Origin of the sequence: Bradyrhizobium sp. sBnM-33, from assembly GCF_032917945.1 — a bacterium.
In the GTDB taxonomy this organism is placed as follows: domain Bacteria; phylum Pseudomonadota; class Alphaproteobacteria; order Rhizobiales; family Xanthobacteraceae; genus Bradyrhizobium.
On sequence record NZ_CP136624.1, the window covers coordinates 8,887,565 to 8,911,073 of the forward strand.

24 protein-coding genes are annotated in these 23,509 nt (G+C 62.8%); 11 read left to right on the forward strand and 13 right to left on the reverse strand.

Annotation, left to right across the window (positions count from 1 at the left end):
• Positions 1–3: 3 nt before the first annotated feature.
• The 3 genes from RX328_RS41830 to RX328_RS41840 all read left to right on the forward strand — a co-directional run bounded on the left by RX328_RS41830 (position 4) and on the right by RX328_RS41840 (position 3,227).
• Complete coding sequence (locus tag RX328_RS41830; protein ID WP_213251324.1) at positions 4–1,458, forward strand: GntP family permease; 1,455 nt, start codon at positions 4–6, stop codon at positions 1,456–1,458.
• A 165-nt stretch (positions 1,459–1,623) separates the two neighbouring features.
• Positions 1,624–2,544, forward strand: a complete 921-nt coding sequence (locus RX328_RS41835; protein WP_213251209.1) for an aldo/keto reductase — start codon at positions 1,624–1,626, stop codon at positions 2,542–2,544.
• Entirely contained in the window at positions 2,544–3,227 is a 684-nt protein-coding gene (locus tag RX328_RS41840) for a DUF6064 family protein (protein WP_213251211.1), read from the forward strand. The genes RX328_RS41835 and RX328_RS41840 overlap by 1 nt, the downstream gene beginning before the upstream one ends.
• 11 nt (positions 3,228–3,238) lie before the next feature.
• On the opposite strand, the gene RX328_RS41845 is transcribed toward RX328_RS41840, so the two are convergent.
• Both RX328_RS41845 and RX328_RS41850 read right to left on the reverse strand, forming a co-directional pair.
• Positions 3,239–3,736 (reverse strand): DUF3237 domain-containing protein, encoded by a 498-nt coding sequence (locus RX328_RS41845; RefSeq protein ID WP_249726305.1) that lies wholly within the window; start codon positions 3,734–3,736, stop codon positions 3,239–3,241.
• Between the two features lie 28 nt (positions 3,737–3,764).
• Entirely contained in the window at positions 3,765–4,235 is a 471-nt protein-coding gene (locus tag RX328_RS41850; RefSeq protein ID WP_213251213.1) for an ester cyclase, read from the reverse strand.
• 119 nt (positions 4,236–4,354) lie between these two features.
• On the opposite strand from RX328_RS41850, the gene RX328_RS41855 reads away from it, so the two are divergent.
• The gene (locus RX328_RS41855) at positions 4,355–4,963 is read left to right on the forward strand and encodes a TetR/AcrR family transcriptional regulator (RefSeq protein WP_213251215.1); all 609 of its coding nucleotides are present in this window, start codon (positions 4,355–4,357) and stop codon (positions 4,961–4,963) included.
• A gap of 12 nt (positions 4,964–4,975) precedes the next feature.
• Here RX328_RS41855 and RX328_RS41860 read toward each other — a convergent pair whose 3' ends face one another.
• Entirely contained in the window at positions 4,976–5,353 is a 378-nt protein-coding gene (locus tag RX328_RS41860; RefSeq protein WP_213251217.1) for a hypothetical protein, read from the reverse strand.
• 177 nt (positions 5,354–5,530) lie between these two features.
• Between RX328_RS41860 and RX328_RS41865 the strand changes: the two genes are divergently transcribed.
• Positions 5,531–5,842: a putative quinol monooxygenase gene (locus RX328_RS41865; RefSeq protein ID WP_213251219.1), complete on the forward strand. Its 312-nt coding sequence runs from the start codon at positions 5,531–5,533 to the stop codon at positions 5,840–5,842.
• A gap of 2 nt (positions 5,843–5,844) precedes the next feature.
• Here RX328_RS41865 and RX328_RS41870 read toward each other — a convergent pair whose 3' ends face one another.
• From RX328_RS41870 to RX328_RS41900, 7 genes are all read right to left on the reverse strand, one after another.
• Entirely contained in the window at positions 5,845–7,122 is a 1,278-nt protein-coding gene (locus RX328_RS41870; protein ID WP_213251221.1) for an RNA polymerase sigma factor, read from the reverse strand.
• Positions 7,123–7,153: 31 nt separating this feature from the next.
• Positions 7,154–7,552: a YciI family protein gene (locus tag RX328_RS41875; RefSeq protein ID WP_213251223.1), complete on the reverse strand. Its 399-nt coding sequence runs from the start codon at positions 7,550–7,552 to the stop codon at positions 7,154–7,156.
• 143 nt (positions 7,553–7,695) lie between these two features.
• Positions 7,696–8,397 (reverse strand): AprI/Inh family metalloprotease inhibitor, encoded by a 702-nt coding sequence (locus tag RX328_RS41880; RefSeq protein ID WP_213251225.1) that lies wholly within the window; start codon positions 8,395–8,397, stop codon positions 7,696–7,698.
• Positions 8,397–9,386: a 2-hydroxyacid dehydrogenase gene (locus tag RX328_RS41885; RefSeq protein WP_213251227.1), complete on the reverse strand. Its 990-nt coding sequence runs from the start codon at positions 9,384–9,386 to the stop codon at positions 8,397–8,399. Before RX328_RS41885 ends, RX328_RS41880 begins: the two co-directional genes overlap by 1 nt.
• Entirely contained in the window at positions 9,386–10,174 is a 789-nt protein-coding gene (locus tag RX328_RS41890) for an ABC transporter permease (RefSeq protein ID WP_213251229.1), read from the reverse strand. The genes RX328_RS41885 and RX328_RS41890 overlap by 1 nt, the downstream gene beginning before the upstream one ends.
• Positions 10,171–10,983, reverse strand: a complete 813-nt coding sequence (locus RX328_RS41895; protein ID WP_213251230.1) for an ABC transporter ATP-binding protein — start codon at positions 10,981–10,983, stop codon at positions 10,171–10,173. The genes RX328_RS41890 and RX328_RS41895 overlap by 4 nt, the downstream gene beginning before the upstream one ends.
• A gap of 4 nt (positions 10,984–10,987) precedes the next feature.
• Positions 10,988–12,007: an ABC transporter substrate-binding protein gene (locus tag RX328_RS41900; protein ID WP_213251231.1), complete on the reverse strand. Its 1,020-nt coding sequence runs from the start codon at positions 12,005–12,007 to the stop codon at positions 10,988–10,990.
• 139 nt (positions 12,008–12,146) lie between these two features.
• Between RX328_RS41900 and RX328_RS41905 the strand changes: the two genes are divergently transcribed.
• The 3 genes from RX328_RS41905 (at position 12,147) to RX328_RS41915 (ending at position 15,868) form a co-directional block, all read left to right on the forward strand.
• Positions 12,147–12,956, forward strand: a complete 810-nt coding sequence (locus RX328_RS41905; protein WP_213251232.1) for a creatininase family protein — start codon at positions 12,147–12,149, stop codon at positions 12,954–12,956.
• A gap of 152 nt (positions 12,957–13,108) precedes the next feature.
• A complete protein-coding gene (locus RX328_RS41910) occupies positions 13,109–13,366 on the forward strand; it encodes a hypothetical protein (protein WP_028351026.1) in 258 nt (85 codons plus the stop codon).
• Positions 13,367–13,954: 588 nt separating this feature from the next.
• Positions 13,955–15,868: a carbohydrate porin gene (locus tag RX328_RS41915; protein WP_249726306.1), complete on the forward strand. Its 1,914-nt coding sequence runs from the start codon at positions 13,955–13,957 to the stop codon at positions 15,866–15,868.
• Positions 15,869–16,052: 184 nt separating this feature from the next.
• Here RX328_RS41915 and RX328_RS41920 read toward each other — a convergent pair whose 3' ends face one another.
• From RX328_RS41920 to RX328_RS41930, 3 genes are all read right to left on the reverse strand, one after another.
• Positions 16,053–17,684, reverse strand: coding sequence for an FMN-binding glutamate synthase family protein (locus RX328_RS41920; protein ID WP_213251234.1), 1,632 nt, complete (start codon positions 17,682–17,684; stop codon positions 16,053–16,055).
• Positions 17,685–17,858: 174 nt separating this feature from the next.
• Positions 17,859–18,731: a patatin-like phospholipase family protein gene (locus RX328_RS41925; RefSeq protein ID WP_213251235.1), complete on the reverse strand. Its 873-nt coding sequence runs from the start codon at positions 18,729–18,731 to the stop codon at positions 17,859–17,861.
• A 235-nt stretch (positions 18,732–18,966) separates the two neighbouring features.
• A complete protein-coding gene (locus RX328_RS41930) occupies positions 18,967–19,740 on the reverse strand; it encodes a ferredoxin--NADP reductase (protein ID WP_213251236.1) in 774 nt (257 codons plus the stop codon).
• 289 nt (positions 19,741–20,029) lie between these two features.
• Here RX328_RS41930 and RX328_RS41935 point away from each other — a divergent pair, with 289 nt between their 5' ends.
• From RX328_RS41935 to RX328_RS41945, 3 genes are all read left to right on the forward strand, one after another.
• Complete coding sequence (locus tag RX328_RS41935; RefSeq protein ID WP_213251237.1) at positions 20,030–21,028, forward strand: hypothetical protein; 999 nt, start codon at positions 20,030–20,032, stop codon at positions 21,026–21,028.
• Positions 21,028–22,344 carry a bifunctional folylpolyglutamate synthase/dihydrofolate synthase gene (locus tag RX328_RS41940; RefSeq protein WP_213251238.1) on the forward strand — a complete coding sequence of 439 codons (1,317 nt, stop codon included), beginning with the start codon at positions 21,028–21,030 and terminating at the stop codon, positions 22,342–22,344. The genes RX328_RS41935 and RX328_RS41940 overlap by 1 nt, the downstream gene beginning before the upstream one ends.
• Before the next feature lie 88 nt (positions 22,345–22,432).
• On the forward strand, positions 22,433–23,434 hold the full coding sequence (locus RX328_RS41945) for an NADP-dependent oxidoreductase (protein WP_213251239.1): 1,002 nt from the start codon (positions 22,433–22,435) through the stop codon (positions 23,432–23,434).
• Positions 23,435–23,509 lie beyond the last annotated feature (75 nt).

The following is a 23,509-nucleotide window of genomic DNA, read 5'->3' on the forward strand; positions in this document are numbered from 1 at the left end:
CTGTTGGGCCTTCTCGGCATCCTGATTGGGCTCGGTCTTTTGATCGCGTTCGCCTTCCGGGGCTGGAGCGTGTTGCTGCTCGCGCCGCTCGCCGCGCTGGTCGCCGCGTTGTTCTCCCGCGAGCCGATGCTGGCCCACTGGACCCAGACCTTCATGGTCAGTGCGGCAGGCTTTCTGGCCCAGTTCTTTCCGCTGTTTCTGCTCGGCGCCCTGTTCGGCAAACTGATGGAAGACAGCGGCTCAGTCGCCGCGATCGCGGCCTTCATGACGCAGCGGCTGGGCACGCGGCGGGCTGTGCTCGCGGTGGTGCTCGCCGGAGCGCTCGTCACATATGGCGGTGTCAGTCTGTTTGTCGCCTTCTTCGTGCTCGCACCGATGGCGCACGAGCTGTTTCGCAGCGCCGGCATCCCGCGGAGGCTGATGCCGGCGGCGATCGTGCTCGGCACCTCCACCTTCACCATGTCGGCGCTGCCCGGCACGCCATCGATCCAGAACGCGATCCCGATGCCGTTCTTCGGCACCACGCCGTTCGCCGCGCCCGGCCTTGGCCTTTTGGCATCGTTGATCATGCTCGGCTTCGGCCTGTGGTGGCTCAACCACGAGGAGGCCAACTCAAGAAAGAGCGGCGAAGGCTTCGGCGACGGCGCGCCGATGACTTCAGCCCGTCTTGCCACTGACGAAAAGCTGCGCGAACGCGCCACCACCGCGCGGGAGTTCGATCCGGCGGAGATCGCACACGGTGCGGTGACCGACGCTCCGCCGTCGGTTGCACTCGCCGCACTGCCGCTCATTGTGGTGATTATCGTCAATCTCGCGATGTCGCTGCTCATCCTGCCGGCGCTGGACACCCGCTTTCTCGCCGAAGCTCGCTGGGGCGGAACGTCGCTCGCAGCGGTCGGCGGCGTTTGGGCTGTCATCACGGCCCTCGCCTGTGCGATCGTGACGGTCCTCGCCGTCAGCCATCGGCGATTGCCGGCCTTGCGCGCAACCATGGACGCCGGCGCCAACGCCGCCGTACTACCGGCTGTGAGCGTTGCGAGCCTGGTCGGCTTCGGCGCCGTGGTAGCGGCGATGCCGGCCTTCACGGTGGTGCGCGACGCCGTGCTCGGCATCGGCGGCGGACCGCTGGTGTCGCTGGCGGTTGCCACCAACGTGCTCGCAGCCCTGACCGGCTCGGCGTCGGGCGGGCTGACCATAGCGCTCGACGCGCTCGGAGCGACCTACATGGCGCGCGCGGCGGAGATCGGACTCGATCCCGCGCTGCTGCATCGCGTGGCGGTGATCAGTTCGGGTACGCTCGACAGCCTGCCGCATAACGGCGCGGTCGTCACGCTGCTCGCCGTCTGCGGATCGACGCACCGGGAGAGCTATCGCGACGTCGTCATGGTCGGTATCGTCGGCGCACTCGTCGCCCTCGCTGCCGTCATCGCGCTCGGCTCGGTGGCGGGATCGTTCTGAGCCATCGGCACTGCGTCTCAATAAGTGTTGCGCGCAGGCGCGCGACTGCATATTTGGATCAGTGCCTTAATCGGCAATTTCGTATTGCGAAGCTGGCGGCGGCGCCCCGTTACTCCCGCGCATTTCTTGCGCAAGAGTCTGCCCGCCGCTGACATGGAGCATCGAATGCGGACAACACGCCGAACGTTCGTGCAGGCCTCCTTGGCGGCGACGGCCGCCGCGACACTCCTGCCAGTCTCTCTGCGCGCCCAGCAGGGCTCGCCCACCCGCCGTGCCATCCCCTCAACCCGCGAGGAGATGCCGATTGTCGGACTGGGGACCTGGATCACCTTCAATGTCGGCAATGATCGGGCGCTCAGGGACGAATGCGCTAATGTCATGGCGGCCTTCTTCGAGAGCGGCGGCCGCATGATCGATTCCTCCCCCATGTATGGCTCGTCGCAACCGGTGGTCGGCTACGGCCATCAAAAACTCGGGCGGCCGCCTGCGCTATTCTCGGCCGAGAAGGTCTGGACCTCCTCGGCGACGGCCGGCCCAGCCCAGATCGAGCAATCGCGTCGCTTCTGGGGCGTGCCGAAGTTCGACCTCGTTCAGGTTCACAATCTGCTCGCCTGGAAGGCGCATCTGCAGACGCTCCTCCAGATGAAAGCCGCCGGTACGGTGCGTTATGTCGGAATCACCACGTCCGAAGGCCGCCGTCATGATCTTGTCGAACAGATCATGCGAAGCGAGCCGATCGATTTCGTGCAGTTCTCCTACAATGTCGTTGATCGCGAGGCGGAGACGCGGCTGCTGCCGCTGGCGGCAGAGCGCGGGATTGCGGTGATCGTGAATCGGCCGTTCCGGCAGGGCGCGCTGACCAACCGTCTCAAAAATAAGCCGCTGCCAGAGTGGGCGGCCGAGCTCGGGGTATCGAGCTGGGCGCAGCTCATGCTGAAGTTCATCCTGTCTCACCCGGCTGTCACCGTCGCAATTCCGGCGACCACGCGCGTCGACCACGTGCGGGAAAACCTCTCGGCCGCCGCCGGACCGCTGCCTGATCCGGCCATGCGGCAGCGCATCTCGGCTCACGTGCAGGCCCTTTGATGTCGGAGTGGTGGACCTACCGCGCGGAGGATTTCCTGCTGTTTTCGCCGCGCGTCTACTGGCGCATGTTCGAAACGCACAATGCGGCGCTCTGGCCTTTGCACATCGTGACGCTTGCCGCCGGCCTCCTCATCGTCCTGCTGATCGCGCGGCGGCCGGAAATCCGGGCACGCTGGATAGCGCTCATTCTGGCGATCCTTTGGACCTTCGTCGGATGGTCGTTCCTGTGGAATCGCTACGCGGCCATCAACTGGGCTGCCGTCTATGTTGCGCCGGCTTTTTTCGTTGAAGGCGTATTGCTCCTCCTCGCCTTCCTGCGCGACGCCCTCGCCTTCGACCGCCCCCGGCCTGCCGATTGGATCGGATATCTCATCCTTGGCTTCGCACTTGCCGTACAGCCGCTGCTTGCGCCGCTACAGGAGCGCGGCTGGGCCTCATCCGAGTTCTTTGGCATCGCGCCGGATCCGACGGCGATCGCGACGCTCGGCGTTCTGCTGCTCGCCCGCGGCAGGCTTTTGCCATTGCTGCTCCCAATCCCTGTTCTCTGGTGCCTCCTGAGCGGCATAACCCTGCGGACGATGGGAGAACCGCAGGCCTGCGCCCCTCTTGCTGCCGTGGCGCTCGCCGCTTTGACATGGATCTGGACGATCATCCGCCAGCGCGCATCGCTTCCAGCCGCGTGAAGGCACATGTGTCAGACGATCTGGGAAACATTGTAGGCGATGCCGCCTTCGACCAGATATCCCGAGCCGACGCAGACGATGTCGTTCATCCAGGCATATTGTTCGGCCCCGGTTTCAAACAGCGGGTTGGTGCGGAAGTAATAGCGCGACGGATCAACCTGATATCGTTTGGCCGGATCAGCCATTTCTGACCGCAATTCGGGCGGCGTGATCCAGCGGCCGCCATAGGTCATGTGCACCAGCGCGCCGTCGTGTGTGCGCAGGGTCAGGCGGACGTCGAGCGTCATCGCGCCGTCGGCACGAAATAGCGCCCAGTCGCCGCCGCCGGGGACCACCTCACCGCGCAGCCTGGGACCTTCGAAGCTTCCACCGGCCGCTCCGAACAGGATGCGGCGGCCAAGTGGACCATCGCCGATGTTCAGCCTCGGATTGAGATCGACGACGATGTCGAACAAGGGTGCCGTCCTGATCGCGGCTGCGGGTTTCACGCGCGGATCTAGTGTCATCATCTGGGGTCCTGGTTCGCTGGATTGAGTGTCATTCGGCGGCGAGCTGCCGGACGCCGGCATCGCCAAAGATCTTGCGGCGTACCGTGTCGGTCGAGACGCCGGATTGGGCGCAGAGCTCGGCGAGGTCAAAGAAGAAACGTTCGCGGACGATCCGGTCGTCCTTGAATGCAAACTGGATGAACACGGGAAGATCAGCGCGCCTGCCGTTCGGCACCTCGCCGAAACGGTCGCCAGTCATGGTCATCTGCACGCGGCCCCAGCAGACGAGCGTCTCGTCATTGGCCGCGTGGCCCTGCAGGACGACATTGTAATCGGGAAACGAAGCGAAGAACCGGGTCAACACTTTCTCGTTCTCGGCAAGGCCGGAGGCGCTGGTGCCAAAGGCCGGGGTTTCCAACACCATATCGTCGTGGAGGACCTTTAACGCTGCCGGCACGTCCTGGCGGCTCTTTGCGACCGCCAATGCCTGCGCCAGTTCGAACATTCGATCGCTGTTCATGACCTCTCCTCAAACCATTAACAGGCGCAACAGCCTCGAATACATACCTGAAGTTTTTCACATACCATATGTATGTTATATGTTGATAGGATCACAAGCGTCAAGTGGTATGTCGGGACATGCAGGAAACCGGACGCGACCGAACCCGCCGCGAGGAATACACGGAGGCCACGAGGCAGGCGCTGCTGGCGGCCGGCCGGGACATTTTTGCGAGTGAGGGCTATCAGGCGGCAGGGATCGAGGCGATCTCGCGCGCCGCACGGGTGACGCGGGGCGCCTTTTATCACCACTTCGAGGACAAGAAGGCGCTGTTCGACGCCGTTGTCGTCGCCTTGCAGATCGAGGCCGCCGCGAAGATCGAGGCACGGGCGAAGACGCAGCGCAAGGTATGGGACCGCCTGACCGAGGGCATCGAAGCCTATCTCGACGTCTGCCTCGAACCGGCCTATGCGCGCATCGTAATCCAGGAAGCGCCCGCCGTGCTCGGCAATGCGCGCTACCGTGAGATCGAGGAAGCTCATCCGATGCCCCTGCTCACCGCGACGCTTGCCGCGCTAAAACGCCAGGGCGAGCTCGATTTCGAGGACATCGAGCTCTTGAGCCGGATGGTCGATGCGATGATCTGCGAGGTGGCGCTGTTGCTGCCCGGGGCCGAGAATCCGAAGAGGCTCCGCGCTCGCGGGCAAAAGATCATCGGCAGCCTGCTCGGCGCCTTCCGCACGACTTGAACACACGCGCGCTCAAGGCGCGACCCATCGCTGCACAGCCTCGGCGGTGTCGGCCGGCGTGGTGTTGAAGCAGATGCGCGTTTGCGGCGCGGCGAGATGAACCAGATTGATGATCCGCTCGAACAAGTGCAGCCGCTCTCGCGGCTCGCGCAACCCGGCGCCGATCACCACGCAATCATAATGCTTGGCGCCCAGCGCCGCCGCGGCGACGGCTTCGGCGGTATCGCCGAGATCGATCAGGCAGCTATCGACCTCATAGCCCATCGCGCGAAGCTGCTCGATCTGAGCTCCAATTTGGCTCGTCACCAGTTCTGCCGTGAGCCCCGGGAAGGCGCTGAAGTCGACGAAGGAAGGCTCGATACCAATGGCGAGCACGGTCTTTTTGGCCATGCGGATGCTCCAGGCAGGTGATCACCGGGGAAACGCGCGCATCGCCAGGCTGGTTCCGGCTTCGACATTGACATCATCATTCGGCCTACATCGAAGCATTCCTGTCGAAAGATCAGCCATTGTGATCCGCATCGCCGCTCGAACGAGCACGTGCTGGATATTTCACGGGAGAACGTTATGGCTGCCACCAACAACGCAAACCAGAACCTGGTCGTCACTGCGTTCTGGGAAGTCAATTCGGGCGAAGAAGCTAGCGTCGCGGAGCTTCTGAAAGATTTCCTGCCACAGGCGCAGCGTGAGCCGGGCGTCAAGGCGTTCCAGATTCACCAGAACATCGCAAAGCCACGAGAATTCTTCTTTTACGAGGTATTCGCAGGCGAAGCGGCCTTTGCCGAGCATCAGCAGACCGACCACTTCAAGAACATCATTCTCGGGCAGGCGATTCCGAAACTCGCCAAACGCGAGCGGTCGCAGTTCCGGTTCATTTGAACTCAGGACGGCTCCGGCGCGCCACGGCTCGTCTCGGCGGCCCGCCGCCGCAACAACTCGCGTTCGCGCTTGTTGGTCGCAAGCGTTGACGCGAGCTCGAACGCGGCGCGGGCTTCTGCAGCGCGGCCGAGCTTGCGGAGCAGGTCGCCGCGGACGCTTGGGAAGAGGTGGTAGGTTTTCAGCGCGGGCTCGCCGGCCAATCCGTCCACGATCGCAAGCGCGGCCGCCGGCCCTTCGGCCATACCGACCGCCACGGCGCGGTTGAGCTCGATGATCGGCGAGCGCACCAGCGCGCCCAATTTGGCGTAGAGCTCTGCGATGCGCGGCCACTCCGTTTCATCAGGTGTGGCGGCTCTGGCGTGACAGGCGACGATCGCAGCCTGCAGCGTGTAGAAACCGCGCCCGCCGCCAAGTTCGTGCGCGCGCGCCAGCGCCAGCAACCCACGGCGGATCTGCAGCCGGTCCCACAGCGCGCGGTTCTGGTCCATCAGGAGAATCGGATCACCGGCCGCATCGGTGCGCGCCGCGATGCGCGAAGCATTCAACTCCATCAGCGCGAGCAGGCCGTGGGCTTCGGCTTCCTGCGGCGCGACCAGCATCAGCACCCGCCCCATGCGCAGCGCGTCGTTGCAGAGCTGCGGCCGCAACCATTCGTCGCCGCGGGCGGCCGTATAGCCTTCGTTGAAGATGAGATAAACGACCTCCAGCACCGAAGCGAGCCGCTCCGAAAGCTGCTCGCCGCGCGGCGTTTCGTAAGTAAGCCCGGATTCCGACAGCGTCCGCTTGGCGCGCACGATGCGCTGGGCGATGGTCGCCTCCGGCTGCAGGAAAGCGCGCGCGATCTCTTCCGTGGTCAGACCGCAGATCATTCGGAGCGCCAGCGCCGCGCGCGCCTCGCGCGACAGCCTCGGATGGCAGGCGGTGAAGATCAGCCGCAGCAGCTCGTCACCGATATTGTCGTCGAGTGCGGCGTCCGGGTCCGGCATCGCCAGTTGCTCCTGCTCGAGCTCGCGCGTCAGCATCTCATGCTTGCGCGCCACCATGCTGCGGCGGCGCAGATGATCCAGCGCACGGCGTTTGGCCAGCGCCATCAGCCACGCCCCGGGCTTCTCCGGCACGCCGCTGGCGGGCCAATGCTCCAGCGCCGCGACCAGGGCTTCCTGCGTCAGGTCCTCCGCCAGCGGCACGTCGCGCAGCATTCGCGACAGCCCCGTGATCAGGCGCGGCTGTTCGATCCGCCAGACCGCGAGGATGGTGCGATTGACGTCGGCGGCCGTCATCGCCGCCGACTGCGTCTATCGAACGTGCGCATCATGCGTGGGCGCGAATGCCGACCTCGCAAGCGCCATCAACGCCAGACGTCGCAAGCACGCGGACTTCGCAGGTACCTTCCCAGCCCGGCATGTGCTCGAGGTGCAGTTGCATGAACTCCCTCGCGGCGGCCACGGCCTCTTCCACGTCCCGGAGTTCGAAGATCGCGTAACCGCCGATCAGCTCCTTGGTCTCGACGAACGGTCCATCGATCACGCCGAGCTTGCCGTCCGTTATCCTGACCTGTGCTCCGGCCATGGCAATCGGCATCAGGCCGCCAGTATCGAGCATGCGGCCGGCCTTGATCTCCCGCTCGGCGAGCTTGCCCATCGCCTCCATCAGCGCCGGCGTCGGGCCTGTATCGGGCTGGGGCGAAGTAACGATATACATGAAGCGCATCGAAAGACTCCCGTGGAGGCGAGCTGCGGCGGTAATCGCCCGCAAAACTGTCTCGCTATGGGAGACGACGAACGGGACGGCGCCGGATCGACAGGTGTTCGGAAAATTTTAGACTCCGCCCGCCGCCGTGCCTGTCCTGGGAGCTACTGTCCCCGGATCATGATCAGGGGATCGGCAGTATCAGGCACCCGCCGCCACTGCGCATTGTCGTCGGCCTCGAACTGCCAGCTTTCGCCTTTGGCCGACATCAGGATCATCTGTCCACGCTCCAGCCGCCACTGGTTTGGCGCGAACGCCACAACTGCCGGATCGCATCTCGGCTTCAGGAATACCTGGAAATTGTCGCCGGTCGCCTCGGTGTTGGTCAGCGTTAGGCCGCAGACCGTCTGCCCATTGCCGCGAACCATCGACCAGTCGCCGATCATCTGGTCCATCGACTTGGCGAGCGAGCGGGCGGCCGCGAGGTTCTGCAGAATGTAGACGCCCTCGCCGGTCCGCAGGCCCTCGAAAATGCCGCTCTCGACTTCGGTGAAATCGATCACCGGCTGGCCCGCCGCATCCTGCAGCCGCACGATATCCAGCCCCTTGATGTTCCAGGCCGTGATCTCTTTGGTGAACGGCAACGCCTTGGCACAGCCGGGCTCAAGCTCGAGCTTGAGCCCTTGCGGCGTCGCATCGCCCTTCATCGTGATAACGCAAGTCTTGCTGCGCTCGGTGGTCGCAAGTTCCCACTGCCCGATCATTTCCTTCTTCAGGGTCGAGGCATCCTGCGCCGAGACCTGCGGCGCAAGCGCGAGCAGCGCCGTCAGCGCTGCTGCCGTAATGCCTGAACGCCCAAGCAACATCAGCGTCCCTTCACCGGGGTTTCCGGAACAGGCGTCAAGGGCGCCTTGCCGGCAAACCAGTTTTTCAGATTGTCGACGACGAGCTGATCCATGGCGTTCCGCGTTACCACCGAAGCTGAGCCGATATGTGGCAACAGCACGACATTTTGCATGGCCTTCAACTCCTCCGGCACGTTCGGCTCGTTGGCAAACACATCGAGCCCGGCGGCGAGGATGGTGCCGGATTTCAGCGCCGCGACCAGTGCCGGCTCGTCGACCACGGAGCCGCGCGCGACGTTGATCAAAACGCCGCGCGGACCAAGCGCCTGCAACACGTCGGCATTGATCATCTTGGCGGTCGAGGCGCCGCCGGGCACGATGACGATCAGCGTATCGACCGCCTTCGCCATCTCCATCAGGTCGGGATAATGCTGGTAGGACACGGCCGACGACGGATTGCGCGAATGATAGCAAACCGGCACGCGCGAGGCCTCGAGCCGGCGGCCGATCGCCTGTCCGATGCGGCCCATCCCGACGATGCCGACCTTGCGGTCGCGCAGCGAGCCGGCGCTCAACGGATAGTTCTGCGTCTGCCACAGGCCGGAGCGCAGATAGCGGTCGGCCTTGACGAATTCGCGCAAGGTCGCGATCAGAAGCCCCATCGCGACGTCGGCGACTTCCTCCGTCAGCACATCAGGCGTGTTGGTGACAACAATGTTGTGCTCGCGCGCATACGCCGAATCGACATGGTCGTAGCCGACACCGAAGCTCGCGACGATTTCGAGCTTCGGAAATTGCGCCAGCGCCTTCGCGTCCGCCGGCACCATGTGATAGGTGACCGCCATGCCGCGGATCTTTGCTGCCGTATCGGGCGTCAACCGCTCGAGGTCGGCACGGCTCTCCGCCATATGCAGGACGAACTGATCCGGAAAGCCGTTTTCCAGGATCGGCCTGACAGGTCCGTAGATCAGGAGATCGATCTTCTCGGACGAAATATTCGCGGCAGCCATCAATTTTCCTTTCCAAGCGCGCTTTCATGCCAGCGCCGTAGTACCAGATGCGAAGTTAGCGCCAGCAGCCCATAGATGACAATCCCGGCCACCGACAGCAACAACAACGCCGCAAACATTCGGGGAATGTTGAGGCGATAACCGGACTCGGCGATCCGGAAGGCAAGGCCGGAGCCGGCGCCCGCCGTGCCCGCGGCGATTTCGGCGACCACGGCGCCGATCAACGACAGGCCGCCCGCGATCCGCAGGCCACCGAGGATGAACGGCAGCGCCGCCGGCAATTTCAGGTACCGCAACGTCTGAAGCCGTGACGCGCCATAGAGCTGAAAAAGCCCGGCCAGATTGCGGTCAACCGAATTCAGCCCGAGCGTGGTGTTGGACAGAACCGGAAAGAAACCGACGATCCAGGCGCAGACAATGACCGCGGTCTGCTGCGGCAGATAGATCAGCAATAACGGCGCAATTGCGATCACCGGCGTGACCTGCAGGATCACCGCATAGGGAAACAGCGAATATTCCAGCCATTTCGATTGGTTGAACACTAGCGCCAGCGCGACGCCGCCGACGGCTGCGGCGATGAAACCCTCCAGCGTGGTGAGCAAGGTGACGCCGAGCGATTCCGACAGCACCGGCCAGTCGCTGACAAGCGTCTGAAATACCGTTGTCGGGCTCGGCAGCACATAGGGCTGGATATCGTTGACGCGGACCACGAACTCCCAAAATGCCAGGCCCGCCGCGAGCACGACTACAGGAAGCAGCATGCGGCCGATGTTCTGCAGGGAACTCATGCGCTACGCTGCCCGGAATAGGAAGGCGCCAGCGCATTCGAGACCTCGCGGCAATAGCCGGCATAGTCGACCGAAGTGCGAAACTCCTCCCCACGCGGCTCCGGCGTCGCGATGCGAAATTCGGCGCTGATGCGCCCCGGGCGCGCCGTCATCACGATCACCCGCTGCGACAGATAGACCGACTCGAACACCGAGTGGGTGACGAAAATGACGGTCTTGTGCAGCTTGCGCCACAGCGCCAGCAGGTCGTTGTTGAGCCGAAAGCGCGTGATTTCGTCGAGCGCCGCGAACGGCTCGTCCAGCAGCAGAATGTCCGGATCGGTGACTAGCGCGCGCGCCAGCGAGACCCGCATCTTCATGCCGCCCGACAATTCGCGGGGGTATGCACCAGCAAATTCGGCAAGGCCGACCTGCGCCAGCGCCTCCTCGATGCGCCGGTCGGCTTCGGCCCCCGGTGCGTGCGCAAGCTTCAGCGGCAGGCGAACGTTATCGCGCACGCTCGCCCACGGCATCAGCGTGGGCTCCTGAAACACAAAACCAATGGGATGCCGCCCATCCGCCTTGCTGGCGCGATGGGAAACGTTCACCGTACCTGCACTCGGCGCGCCGAGCCCCGCGATCAGCCGCAGCGCGGTGGATTTTCCGCAGCCGGAAGGCCCGAGCAGCGAGACGAAGTCGCCTTTTGCGACATCGAGGTCAAGCGGCCCGAGCGCGGTCACGCCGTTGTCATAAGTCTTGGTTACCGCGCGCAGGCGCACCGCAAGACCCGCCGCATCGCTATCCGTCTCCGACAAAGCGGGCTCGGCCATCTCGTCAGTTCTTCGGTCGCAGATCGACACCGACGCCTTTGTTGACGAAGCGAAGCGTGTAGGCCTGACGGTAGTCGATATCGCGGCGAACCACGCCGGCCCGCACCATCTTGTCGAAGAAGCTCGCCATGCGCGCGTCGGTCATGGCGCCGATGCCGTCGCGCAAGGTATCGCCGGAATCGACGATGCCGTATTCCTTCATCTTGGCGACGGAATAGCTGAGCAGCTCGTCGGTCATTTCGGGGTTGATCTTCTTGATCATCGCGTTGCCGGCGGAATTGTCGCCGTAGAGATAATTGTACCAGCCGATCACGGAGGCATCGACGAAGCGCTGCACCAGGTCCGGCTTCTTGTCGACGATCTCGCGGCGGGTCTCGATCAGCGTCGAATAGGCGTTAAAGCCGTGATCGGCGAGCAGGATCACCCCGGGCTTGAAGCCGGCCGCCTTCTCGACGGCGTAGGGCTCGGAGGTAACGTAACCCTGCATCGCGCTCTGCTTGTTCACGATGAAAGGCTGCGGATTGAAGGTGTAGGGTTTTACTTTGCTCTCGCTGAAGCCGTATTCCGACTTCAGCCACTGGAAGTAGCTGGCCACGCCTTCCTTGGAGACCAGCAGCGTCAGCGGCTTGAGATCTTCGAGTTTTGCAATCTTGGTTTCCGGATGGGTGAGGAATACCTGCGGATCCTTCTGGAAGATCGCGGCGACCGCAATCAGCGGCACATTATTGGCGACGGCGTCGAACGATTGCAGCGTGTTCGCGCTCATGAAGAAGTCGAGTTTGCCGGCGGTCAGCAGAATGCGGTTATTGGTGTTGGGCCCGCCGGGAACGATGGTAACATCAAGGCCGTATTTCTTGTAGGTGCCGTCAGCGACCGCCTGGAAGAAGCCGCCATGCTCGGCCTCCGCGACCCAGTTGGTTCCGAACGATACCTTGTCGAGGGTTTCGGCGCGCGCTGGCATCGGTCCTGCGGCCAGCGCCAGAAGACCTGCGGTTAACGCTCGCAGCAAAAAGGCCGGGTTCATGGTTGGACTCCGTCGATCGTTCTGGCCCATGATGAGAGGCCGAGGACAATGCCCCAAGAGGATTATCCGGGGATCGGTACCATCCCCGGACTATCTAACAAACTACCCTGCAAATTCATCCAAAGAAACGCTTCGCTCGATGGCCTCAACCGTTCCGCCCCGCGACTGGACCGACATCCACTGGCCCGACATTGCCGCAGCCGACGCCGCGCGCTGGATCGCGGTGCTGCCATTGGCAGCCACCGAACAGCACGGCCCGCATCTGCCGCTGGAAACCGACGTCCTGATCGGCGAGGCCTATCTGGCGCGGGTGCGCGAGCTGTTGCCCGTCGCGCTGCCCGTCACCTTTCTGCCGCTGCAGCCGGTCGGCATTTCCACCGAGCACATCGATTTTCCGGGCACGCTGACACTGCCGACCGATGTCGCGCTGAAGGAGTGGATGGCGATCGGCGAGCGCGTCGCGCGATGCGGAATCCGCAAGCTCGTGGTTGTGACGAGCCATGGCGGCAACAGCGCGGCGATGTCGCTGGTCGCGCAGGATCTGCGCGCGCATCACGGGCTGCTCGTGGTGACCACCAGTTGGTCGCGCTTCGGCGCGCCGGATGGATTGTTTTCCGCGGAAGAGCTCCGTCACGGCATTCATGGCGGCGCGGTCGAGACCTCCATCATGCTGGCGCGCTATCCGCACACTGTGCGGAGAGAGGCGATCGCCGATTTTCGCCCCGCCAGCATAGCGATGGAGAAAAGATTTCGTTGGCTCTCGGCGCATCGGCCGGTCCCGTTCGCCTGGCAGGCGCAGGACCTTAACGAAAGCGGCGCAGTGGGCGACGCCACCAAAGCCACTGCGGAGAAGGGCGAACAACTGCTCGATCACGGCGCGCAGGCGTTCTGCGAATTACTCGATGACGTCGACACATTCGATCCGGAATTGTTTCTTCGTAAAGCATAGAATCTCGATTTATTCTCGTAACTCGCTGAAACATCTAAGAAATAAACGACGAAACCATATTTCCGGCCGCCGCCTCGAACCGCTTTTCAACGCGCCCCGTCCAACTGGCATGCGGACCACAATGGCCGCTTAACACAAGGATGGAGACTTCCATGTCGATCAAGACCAAGTTCGCCGCTCTCGCTCTCGCTACCCTTGCCGTTACCGGCGGCATGGCTTCCACACAGGCTCAGGCCAAGCCGCTGCACTGGGGCGTCGGAGCCGGCCTCGTTGGCGCAGCCATCGTCGGCACCGCGATCGCAGCTTCTGGCCCGCACTACTACTATGACGGCTATCGCCGCTGCGGCTGGGTTCGCCAGTTCGACGCTTTCGGCAATTACATCGGCCGCGTCCGGACCTGCGCTTACTGATTTCTGCGGCTGACTTGGTTGCTGTTTGAGAAGCGATTTCTTGCGAGCAAACCACTTCAGACCCTGAAAACGCTTCTCTTGTTTAACGCGTTTTCTTCACGCGAACCGGAAGGCCACTTCGCTCGAAAAAGGCTTCTGTCGTGCATCAGCGTCCGGCACGGGCGCCTCATCCACCCCCGTGCTGCACCCGACCCGCCCGGTTGTCCCCCCGGGCGGGTCACCTTTTTGCGAGCCATCGCCCTGAGCGGACCCGGAATGTTGCGCGCACGTCACGTGACGATGTCATTTAGACGAAACGGCTCAATCCTTCTTGCAATTGCGAATTGTTCCTAAGAAAGCTCGCAAGTGGACTGCGCCTTGCTTGATCCGGCCGTCGGCCTGGAACCAGGCATTGATCCACATACAATGATTCCGTGCGATTCTCTGGTGGCAGCCCGCCGGCAAAATTTGCAGGGATAAGAGAAACTGCCGGAATGTTCGCGCAGAGAGCACCGTACGATGACCCACCGCAGGCTATCCCGAGACCATGTGTTTGCGGTCCTGGGATTAACCCTCTTCGCATGGAATGGCGCTGCCAACGCTGCCGACATGTCCCTGAAGGCACCGGCTGTTAGAGTCGTTCATAGCTGGACCGGCTTCTATCTCGGCGGCCATGTCGGTTACGGCGGCGGCAGCTTTGGCCCTGATACCAATCCCCTGCCCCTCCAAGGCGTGTTTTTTCCCCACAGCATCACGGGCCTGATCGGCGGCTATCAGGCCGGCTACAATTTTCAGCTCCCGAACAACCTGGTATTGGGTGCCGAGGCCGATGTTTCGTTTCTGAGCACGCTTGATCGTCCAAGGCTCGTGCCGGCCCCTTTCAACACCACCTTCGATTACATTGCCACGGCAAGGGGGCGCGTCGGATACGCATTCAGGGCGCTGCTGCCCTATGTGACCGGTGGCGTCGCCTGGGCCCGGACCCGCGTCGACATCAATGATGTCGACGGCAGCCAGTTATCCGAGCGCGGGCATACACCTCTCGGCTGGACCGCAGGCGCTGGCGTCGAATATGCCGCCGACGCCAAATGGAGCGCAAAACTCGAATACGGCTACATCGATCTGGGTGCCCGAACGTTTGGGCTTGCGGATGTACCGCTGCCGGACGTCGCAATCGACCCGAAGATCCACACCGTCAAGCTCGGATTGAACTACAAGATCTGGGACGGGCCGCCTTCGGCGACGTCAGGCGATTACGCCATCAAGCCACCTACCCCTCCCGCGTCCAAGGACTGGAACGTCCACGTCCAGACGACCTTCATATCGCAGGGCTATCCGAGCTTTCGCTCGCCGTATCAAGGCACGAACAGCCTGCCCGGCGCCGGACGCGTCAGGGAGACCTGGACGGTCGGAGCCTTTCTCGGGTGGCGGTTGTGGGACGGCGGAGAGCTCTATTTTGGTCCGGAGCTTGCGCAGGGCTTCGGAATCGGCGGCACATTAGGCTTGGGAGGTTTTTCAAACGGCGAAGCGCAAAAAGGCGGTGCCGAGTATCCGAGATTCCGTGCACAGCGCTATTTCTTCCGGCAGACGTTCGGGCTGGGCGGCGAACAGGAAGAAGTGGCCGATGCGGCCAATCAGTTGCCGGGCAAGCGCGACATCGACCGGGTCACGGTGACGGTCGGGCGATTTGCCGTCGGAGATTTCTTTGACGGCAATTCCTACGCAAAAGATCCGCGCGTCGATTTCATGAACTGGTCGATGTGGGCGTCGGCGGCCTACGACTTTCCGGCCGACCTTCCCGGATTTACCCGCGGCGCCGTCGTCGAACTCAACCGCAAGGATTGGGCCGTCCGCGCGGGCCTGTTTCAAGTGCCCTCTGCTCCGAACAGCGATGTCCTCACCTTCAAGACCGGCGGAGCTGTTGTCGAATTCGAAGAACGTCACACAGTGTTCGACCAGCCCGGCAAATTGCGGCTCGGCATCTTCGCCAATCGCGGCAATACCGGCAGCTATCGCAACGCGCTGGCGATCAGCGCCGCAGACCTGGCGCTCGATATCAACAACGTCATGACAGACATCCGACGCCAAAATTTCAAATACGGATTCTACGTCAACGCCGAGCAACAGCTCATGAAGGATGTCGGCCTGTTCGCGCGCGCGAGTTGGAACGATGGACGAAACGAAATCCTGTCCTTTACCGACATCGACCGCAGCGTCTCGGCAGGCTTGTCGGTCAAGGGCAGCTATTGGGGACGGCCGAGCGATACATTCGGTCTGGGCGGCGCGATCAATGGGCTCTCCGGGGCACACCGCGATTTCCTTGCGGCCGGCGGTCTCGGCCTGCTGATCGGCGATGGCCGTCTCAACTACAGCAACGAACGAATCCTCGAGACCTACTACGCCTATGCCATCGACAAGAACTTCACGCTCACCGCCGATTACCAGTTGATCACCAATCCCGCCTACAATGCCGACCGCGGCCCGGTCCACATATTCTCGGGCCGCTTCCACGGCGAGTTTTAACTATTCTCTGTCGTCCCTGCGAAAGCGTTGCGAAAGTGGGACGTAGCCCGGATGGAGCCAACGGGTCGCGCGAATGCGCGCCCGATGACAGGCTCCGCGCAATCCGGGTAAGCCTGTCCGCAGGCGAGATATTCCCGGATTTCGCTTCGCTCCATCCGGGCTACGCAGGCCGAGTTCGCGCCGCTCATCCCACCGGCTGGAACGATTCCGCGCGCGCCATCGCCCAGGCGTCGCGGAAGCGCGGATCGTTAGTGCCTTCAATCAACTCGCCCGGACGCAGCGACGGGTAGAGTTGCGCGAATGACAATGTGTCGTTCGTAGAGGATCGCTGCGAGAAGTGGATCGGCCGCAATTGCCGCGGATGGTCGAGCCCGGCCGCGGCGATAAGCTCGGACAGGGCGTGCAGGGTGGCGTGATGATAATTGTAGACTCGCTCGATCTTGTGCGGCACCACCAGCGCGCGGGCGCGGAGCGGATCCTGGGTGCTCACGCCCGTCGGGCATCTATCGGTATGGCAACTCAGCGACTGGATGCAGCCGAGAGCGAACATGAACCCGCGCGCAGAATTGCACCAGTCGGCGCCGATCGCTATCGCACGCGCCATGTCGAATGCGGTCGCGATCTTGCCGGCGGCGCCGATCTTGATGCGGTCGCGCGCATTGATGCCGATCAGTGCATTATGGACGAAATTGACGCCTTCCCGCATCGGCATGCCCAGATGGTCCATGAATTCTAGCGGCGCGGCACCAGTGCCGCCTTCATTGCCGTCGACCACGATGAAATCAGGATATATCCCGGTCTGCAGCATCGCCTTGCAGATCGCCAGGAATTCCCAGGGATGACCAACGCACAGCTTGAACCCGGCCGGCTTGCCGCCGGATAGTCGCCGCATCTCGCCGATGAAAACCATCATTTCCAGCGGCGTCGAGAACGCGCGGTGCGTGGCCGGCGAAATGCAATCCTCGCCCATGGGGATACCGCGAATTTTGGAGATCTCTTCAGAGACCTTGGCCGCCGGAAGGACCCCGCCATGTCCGGGCTTGGCGCCCTGGCTGACCTTGAGTTCGACCATCTTGATCTGATCGTCGCTGGCGACGCGGGCAAATTCCTCCGGGTTGAACGAGCCGTCGCGGTTGCGGCAGCCGAAATAGCCCGAGCCGATTTCCCAGATGATGTCACCGCCGTATTCGCGGTGGTAAGGACTGACGCCGCCCTCGCCGGTGTCATGCGCAAAGCTGCCCTTCTTTGCACCCGCATTCAGGGCCCGCACCGCGTTGGGGCTGAGCGCCCCAAAACTCATCGCCGAGATGTTGAAGACCGAGGCCGAGTACGGCTTGGTGCAATCCGGACCACCAATGGTGACGCGAAACTGCTCGACCGCACGAGCCTTCGGCAACATTGAATGGTGCATCCATTCATAACCGTCGCGATAGACGTCCTCCTGGGTGCCGAACGGCCGCTTGTCGAGCTCCATCTTGGCACGCTGATACACCAGGGCGCGGGTGTCGCGGGAAAACGGCTTGCCGTCCTTCTCGCTCTCGAAGAAGTACTGCCGTATCTCCGGCCGAATTTCCTCGAGCAGGAAGCGGATATGCGCCGAGATCGGATAGTTGCGCAAAACCGCGTGGTTCTTTTGCAGGAGATCGCGAATGCCGAGCACTGTGAGTGCGCCGAAAATCACGATCGGCAGCAGCAGCAACTCCCACACCTTGAGGTTCTGGTCGAAAATCCCGATGCCGATCAGCAGGGCGGTTACGACGGCACAGATCGTCAGCACGATGTAGCGTGGCGAGAACGGAAGCAGCAGCGTTTCCATGGAACCCCCTCAGCCCAAATTATTCTTGCCGGCCGGCAGCTTAGTCCAACCCATGTGGCAAGCCCATACGGTATACGGGCCGGCAATCGCGGATGTGACAACGGGCGGCGAAAAATACTGGCGGGCTCGGTCGACCGCTTTTGCAGCGCAGCGTAACGGCGCGCTGGCGCCTCCTCAGTGGCCGTGCAGCCGCATCTCGTGGGGAATCCTGCCTTGCTGCAGGCCGTGCTGGTTCAGCCAGGCGTCGGTGGAGAGAATGGCGCGATCGATATGATCGGCGGTTCGCGAGAAATCATAGGGCGAGCCCACCAGCGGGCATAGCGGCGGCACCACGAAATACTCGATATCCGGCGCCAGCACTTCGAGTTCGCTGACCAGTTGCCGCGCGATCAGGAGCGTCAGCGCATGCAGCGCGTTGGCGACTGCGCCGACCGGCGGCGCCTGGTTCGCACAGGCATGCCCGGTCGGCAGAATGATCAGGCGCCTTGCGCCCTTCTTCACCGCAACCCGGATCGGCGTGTTGCTGGAGATCGCGCCATCGGCGAGATAGTGGTCCTTGTATCTGATCGGCGAGAACGCGCCCGGGATCGCGGTGGAGGCGACGATTGCTTCCGCCGTGGAGCCTTCCGACAGCACCACGCTGTCGCCCGTGATGATATCGGTCGCGACGATATGCACCGGCAGCTTCGCCTCTTCGAGATTGCGATAGGCGATATGACCGTCGATCAGCTGGCGGATGCCATCATGCGGGATCAGAAAATCGCGGCGCCATATAAAGCTCAGCACCGTCCGCCAACTCATCGGAAAGACGTCGTGCCGCTGCAGCCCGCGCCAGATGGCGGCGAGCCGCTGCACGCCATCTAGCGTGGGATCGCCGGCGTAGAATGCGCCGTTCAGCGCGCCAACGCTGCAGCCGACCACCATGTCGGCGGTCACGCCGTGCGCGGCAAGCGAATGTAGCATGCCGACCTGGATCGCGCCGAAGCTGCCACCGCCTGCAAATACGAAGGCGGTTTTTTCGGGACCAATCTCGTCGCGTACAGCCACGCGCGCTCCCTCAGTCGTTGCGTCGGCAACGAGCCGCGCGACGTTCGGGGATGGTTATAGCAGTGGGGGCGGGCGAGGAGCCAACAACATTGGAGGTGACATTCCCCGGATGCTGCGCAACGCGCCGCACTTGCGGCGTGGTGCGCTGCTAATCCGGGGTCCATCCAAGATGGCAGGTCCCGGCTCTGCGGTGCACCGCCGAAGAGGCGCTGCACCGCGTCCGGGACAAGAAAGATCACCGCTCGACGAAAGCTTTTTCGATCACGAAATGGCCGGGCGTGTTGTGACTGCCTTCGACGAAGCCGCCGGATTCGAACATCTGCTTCAGCTCTTCCAGCATCGCCGGGCTGCCGCACATCATGATGCGATCGGTCTCGATATTGAGCGGCGGCTGGTGGATATCGTTGAACAACTGCTCGGATGAGATCAGGTCGGTGATGCGGCCACGATTGCGGAACGGCTCGCGGGTCACGGTCGGATAGTACAGGAGCTTCTCCGACAGCAGCGGCCCGAACAGCTCGTCATCGCGCAGCTTGGCGACCAGCTCTTCACCATAAGCAAGTTCGGAAACCTGACGACAGCCGTGGACGAGCACGATGGTCTCGAACCGCTCATAGACGTCGGGATCCTTGATCAGGCTGGCGAACGGCGCGAGGCCCGTGCCGGTCGACAGCAGCAAGAGGCGCTTGCCCGGAATCAGATTGTCGGTGATCAGCGTGCCGGTCGCCTTGCGGCCGACCAGAATCTCGTCGCCTTCGCGGATCTTCTGCAGCTTCGAGGTCAGCGGTCCGTCTGCGACCTTGATGGAGAAGAACTCGAGCTCTTCCTCGTGATTGGCGCTCGCCATGCTGTAGGCACGCAGCAGCGGCCGGCCCTCGACTTCGAGGCCAATCATCGCGAACTGGCCGTTCTGGAAGCGGAAACCGGAATCGCGGGTGGCCCGGAAGCTGAAAAGCGTATCGGTCCAGTGGCGGACAGAAAGGACTTTCTCTCTATAGAACGCACTCATGTGTTTTCGTTTTTCCTGACGTCTCGATGTAGAACGTTTCGGTCTTCGGGCCTCGAAGTGCCAAAAATCAGCGAAATCATCTGCGATTTGGCGCTTCATTTGCGCACAGGACACACATAGTCAATATGACCTGCAGCACAATTGAGAACTTGGAATGGCTGTCGGTCCATTATGCAAAAAGGTTCGATTGGCTTCGTTAACGCTTTCTCGCGCAATTAACTTGCTGAATTCAGCGCCGATCTGGCAATAAATGACTACCTCGAATTAAGAACGTTTCAAAAGAGATCGCATGCGAAGCCCAGCAGAGTTTCGAAAGGGAAAACCGGGCTTCTATCCGGACCAGGCGGCCTATGCAGAGTTTGCGGCTGCCGAATTCGGGCTGACATTTCGCGATCTCGACGGCGGCTCGGGACTGATCTTCAGCATCGCCTCGCGCGACAGGCTGCTTCATTTCGGCGCCGGCCGATGCTCCTGGTATCCGCAGAACAATGCGACGGCTTCGACGCTGGCGTCGGACAAGCATTTTGCCAGCAGAATTCTGCGAGACGCCGGCGTGCCGGCTCTCGCTGGTGAATATTTCTTCCTGCACGAGCGCCATCGCGCGCATCGCCCAGCGGGTCATGAGCGCGGCGATGCGGTTGCCTGTTTCAAGGCATTGGGTGGAGCGGCCTTCCTCAAGCCTCTCACGGGGTCGCGCGGCGATTTCGCGCAAGCGGTTCATAGCGAAGCGGCGCTCGTCCGTTATCTCGATGACGTGGCGAAGTATTACGACTCCGTGCTGATCCAGCCGATCGTCGAGGGAACGGAGTATCGCGTTTTCCTGCTGGACGACGATGCGCTCTACTGCGCGCGAAAATATCCTCCGTCTGTCACGGGCGACGGCGTCCACACCTTGCGTGAACTGCTGGCCGCCCATAACGACGCCCTGCGCGCCCGCGGCCTATCGCCCGCCTCGCTGCCGACCAGCGATCCATCGCTCGACGCGGTGCCGGCGAACGGCGAACGCCACAACATCCCCGGCCGCATGAATCTGAGCGCGGGCGGCACGATGGTGCTGGCAGAGGCGCCCTCCGAACAGGCCATCGCCATGGCGCAGCAGGCTGTGCGCGCGATCGGACTTCGTGTAGCGGCCATCGACATGTTCGTAGACATCGGCGGGCAACCGGATTCCATGCAAATCATCGAGGTCAACTCCAACCCGGCCATCCGGCTGCTGGAAGATTCCAACCGAGGCGACCTGATCCTGAAGATCTGGAATCACACCTTCACCGCCATGGGACTGCTGTAGTGTTCGACCTGCCGAAATATGGCGACGGCGTTTGCCTCGCGCGCATGGCGGACCTCTTGGACATGCTGGCCATCGATCGCGCACGGCTGCGGCGCATCTCAGTGGTGGTGACCGGCTCGAATGGCAAGGGCAGCACGGCGGCGATGTGTGCTCAAATCGGCCGCGCATACGGTTTGCGCACGGGTCTCTTCACCTCCCCGCATCTGTTTCGTTTCAACGAACGGATACAGGTCGACGGCGTCGAAATCGACGACGACGCGCTCGCCCGTCTGAAGCGTCAGGTCGAGGCCGTGCTCGCCGACGTCTCAAGCCGTCGCGGTGAACAATTCGGCGCTTTCGAGGCGCTGTTCGCACTCGCCTGCTTGCACTTCCAGAACAGCGCATGCGATTTCGCGGTGTTCGAGGCCGGCATCGGCGGGCGCTACGATCCGGTCCGCCTGATCGGCGCGCGCGACACCTGCGTCACGTCGGTCGATTACGAGCATGTCGAATTGCTCGGAAACTCGCTTGAATTGATCGCGTCCGACAAGAGCGACGCCTGTGCCGCCGGCGGCACGATTATCTATGGTGAGAACTGTCGCGACCTGCGGCGGCATCTCGTCGAGTACAACCGCTGGCGCGGCTGCACCCCGCTGTTCGTCCGTGACGAGATCGCCGTCGACAACGAGGCGCAATCCGCGTCAGGGCAGCATTTCGATTTCCAGTTCGGATATCATGATTTTCGCCGCCTCGAAGTGAGCCTGCCCGGCACGTTCCAGTTCAACAACGCCGCCATCGCAACGACACTGTTCCTGCTCTGGCTGCAACGCGAGCAGCCGCGCAAGGCTCACGAGCGGATTGAAGCCGCGATACGCGCTGGCCTGCGCAACGTTCGCTGGCCCGGCCGCCTGGAGGTCATCCAGCAGGACCCGCTCACGGTGATCGATGTCGGCCACACGCCGGACGGCATCCGGCAGTCGCTGGCGAGCCTCGCGTCGATTCATGGGGCCGACGGCTGGATCCTCGTCACCGGCGCCTCGCGCGACAAGAAGGCCGAGGAGATCGTCGGCGCGCTGGCACCGTCGTTCGATACGATCATCTGCACGGCGGCGCACCACAAGGGCGCGGACGCGCAAGCCATCGCCGCGGCCGCGCGGCTTGGCAATTCCAAAGCAACCATTCATGTCGCCGCGACAATCGCGGATGCGGAGCGGGCTTCACAGGAGATGGCTCGGGCACAAAATCGAAAAGTGTATGTGGCGGGCGGATTGTTCCTGGCGGTCGAGTATGCGGCCGTCGCAAAGGGTGGCCACGCGGAGGATTTGGAGTTTTTCTGAACGTGGCGCACAATCCCGCAGTCGATCGCCTTGTCCGCGGCACTGCATCGAAAAGCACCAGAATACGACACCGAGGGGAGAAAACGCCATGAGCAACACCGTCAATCGTCAGATCCTGCTGGTCGAAAAACCGACCGGCAGGCTTGGACCCGAGCATTTCAAGATGGTCAACGGCGCAGTGCCCGAACCGAAGGATGGCGAGGCGCTGGTGCGGACGCGCTATATCTCGCTGGATGCCGCCAACCGGGCGTGGATGCACGGCGCCACCTATCGCGCCGCCGTCGAGGCCAACACGGTGATGGCCGGCGGCAGCATCGCGGAGGTCGTCGCCTCGAAGGCTCCAAGCCTCGCGCCGGGCGATCTCGTGTTCGGCGACACCGGCTGGCAGGATTATGCCGCCGTGCCCGCAAAGCATCTGAACAAGATGCCGAAGATGGAGCCGATGACGCATCTGCTCAGCGTCTACGGCATCGCCGGTCTCACCGCCTATTTTGGCCTTCTGCATGTCGGCAAGCCGAAGGAAGGTGAAACCGTCGTCGTGTCCGCTGCCGCCGGCTCGGTCGGATCGATCGTCGGCCAGATCGCCAAGATCAAGGGCTGCAACGTCATCGGCATCGCCGGCGGCAAGGACAAGTGCCGGTGGCTCACGTCCGAACTCGGTTTCGACGCCGCGGTCGACTACAAGGACGGCGCCACCTTCAAGGCGCTGCGATCAGCCGCGCCGAAGGGCATCGATGTCTATTTCGATAATGTCGGCGGCGACATTCTCGAAGCCTGCCTTTCGCTGATGAACAACCGCGGCCGCATCGCCTGCTGCGGTGCGATTTCGCAATATGACGGCGTGCCGTCCGCCCACGGCCCGCGCGGCGTTCCCGGCCTGATCGTGGTGAAGCGCCTCGTTATGCAGGGCTTTATTGTGATGGACTTTATGGATCAGAGCGCGGCGGCGCTGACCGATCTGCAGTCCTGGGTCGCCTCCGGCAAATTGAAGGTGCAGGAGGACGTGATCGACGGCATCGAGAACACGCCGAAGGCACTGATCGGCTTGCTTGCGGGCGAGAACCGCGGCAAGCGGATGGTGAAGGTGTAAGCCAGCTTTTGTAGGGTGGGCAAAGGCGCTCTTGCGCCGTGCCCATCATCTATCGACACGCCCCACGCCATGGTG

Excerpts from the sequence above, each read along its gene's own strand:
- RX328_RS41835 (WP_213251209.1), top strand. The coding sequence starts at position 1,624 with ATGCGGACAACACGCCGAACGTTCGTGCAGGCCTCCTTGGCGGCGACG.
- RX328_RS41840 (WP_213251211.1), top strand. The coding sequence starts at position 2,544 with ATGTCGGAGTGGTGGACCTACCGCGCGGAGGATTTCCTGCTGTTTTCG.
- RX328_RS41845 (WP_249726305.1), bottom strand. The coding sequence starts at position 3,736 with ATGATGACACTAGATCCGCGCGTGAAACCCGCAGCCGCGATCAGGACG.
- RX328_RS41850 (WP_213251213.1), bottom strand. The coding sequence starts at position 4,235 with ATGAACAGCGATCGAATGTTCGAACTGGCGCAGGCATTGGCGGTCGCA.
- RX328_RS41855 (WP_213251215.1), top strand. The coding sequence starts at position 4,355 with ATGCAGGAAACCGGACGCGACCGAACCCGCCGCGAGGAATACACGGAG.
- RX328_RS41860 (WP_213251217.1), bottom strand. The coding sequence starts at position 5,353 with ATGGCCAAAAAGACCGTGCTCGCCATTGGTATCGAGCCTTCCTTCGTC.
- RX328_RS41865 (WP_213251219.1), top strand. The coding sequence starts at position 5,531 with ATGGCTGCCACCAACAACGCAAACCAGAACCTGGTCGTCACTGCGTTC.
- RX328_RS41870 (WP_213251221.1), bottom strand. The coding sequence starts at position 7,122 with ATGACGGCCGCCGACGTCAATCGCACCATCCTCGCGGTCTGGCGGATC.
- RX328_RS41875 (WP_213251223.1), bottom strand. The coding sequence starts at position 7,552 with ATGCGCTTCATGTATATCGTTACTTCGCCCCAGCCCGATACAGGCCCG.
- RX328_RS41880 (WP_213251225.1), bottom strand. The coding sequence starts at position 8,397 with ATGTTGCTTGGGCGTTCAGGCATTACGGCAGCAGCGCTGACGGCGCTG.
- RX328_RS41885 (WP_213251227.1), bottom strand. The coding sequence starts at position 9,386 with ATGGCTGCCGCGAATATTTCGTCCGAGAAGATCGATCTCCTGATCTAC.
- RX328_RS41890 (WP_213251229.1), bottom strand. The coding sequence starts at position 10,174 with ATGAGTTCCCTGCAGAACATCGGCCGCATGCTGCTTCCTGTAGTCGTG.
- RX328_RS41895 (WP_213251230.1), bottom strand. The coding sequence starts at position 10,983 with ATGGCCGAGCCCGCTTTGTCGGAGACGGATAGCGATGCGGCGGGTCTT.
- RX328_RS41900 (WP_213251231.1), bottom strand. The coding sequence starts at position 12,007 with ATGAACCCGGCCTTTTTGCTGCGAGCGTTAACCGCAGGTCTTCTGGCG.
- RX328_RS41905 (WP_213251232.1), top strand. The coding sequence starts at position 12,147 with ATGGCCTCAACCGTTCCGCCCCGCGACTGGACCGACATCCACTGGCCC.
- RX328_RS41910 (WP_028351026.1), top strand. The coding sequence starts at position 13,109 with ATGTCGATCAAGACCAAGTTCGCCGCTCTCGCTCTCGCTACCCTTGCC.
- RX328_RS41915 (WP_249726306.1), top strand. The coding sequence starts at position 13,955 with ATGTCCCTGAAGGCACCGGCTGTTAGAGTCGTTCATAGCTGGACCGGC.
- RX328_RS41920 (WP_213251234.1), bottom strand. The coding sequence starts at position 17,684 with ATGGAAACGCTGCTGCTTCCGTTCTCGCCACGCTACATCGTGCTGACG.
- RX328_RS41930 (WP_213251236.1), bottom strand. The coding sequence starts at position 19,740 with ATGAGTGCGTTCTATAGAGAGAAAGTCCTTTCTGTCCGCCACTGGACC.
- RX328_RS41935 (WP_213251237.1), top strand. The coding sequence starts at position 20,030 with ATGCGAAGCCCAGCAGAGTTTCGAAAGGGAAAACCGGGCTTCTATCCG.
- RX328_RS41945 (WP_213251239.1), top strand. The coding sequence starts at position 22,433 with ATGAGCAACACCGTCAATCGTCAGATCCTGCTGGTCGAAAAACCGACC.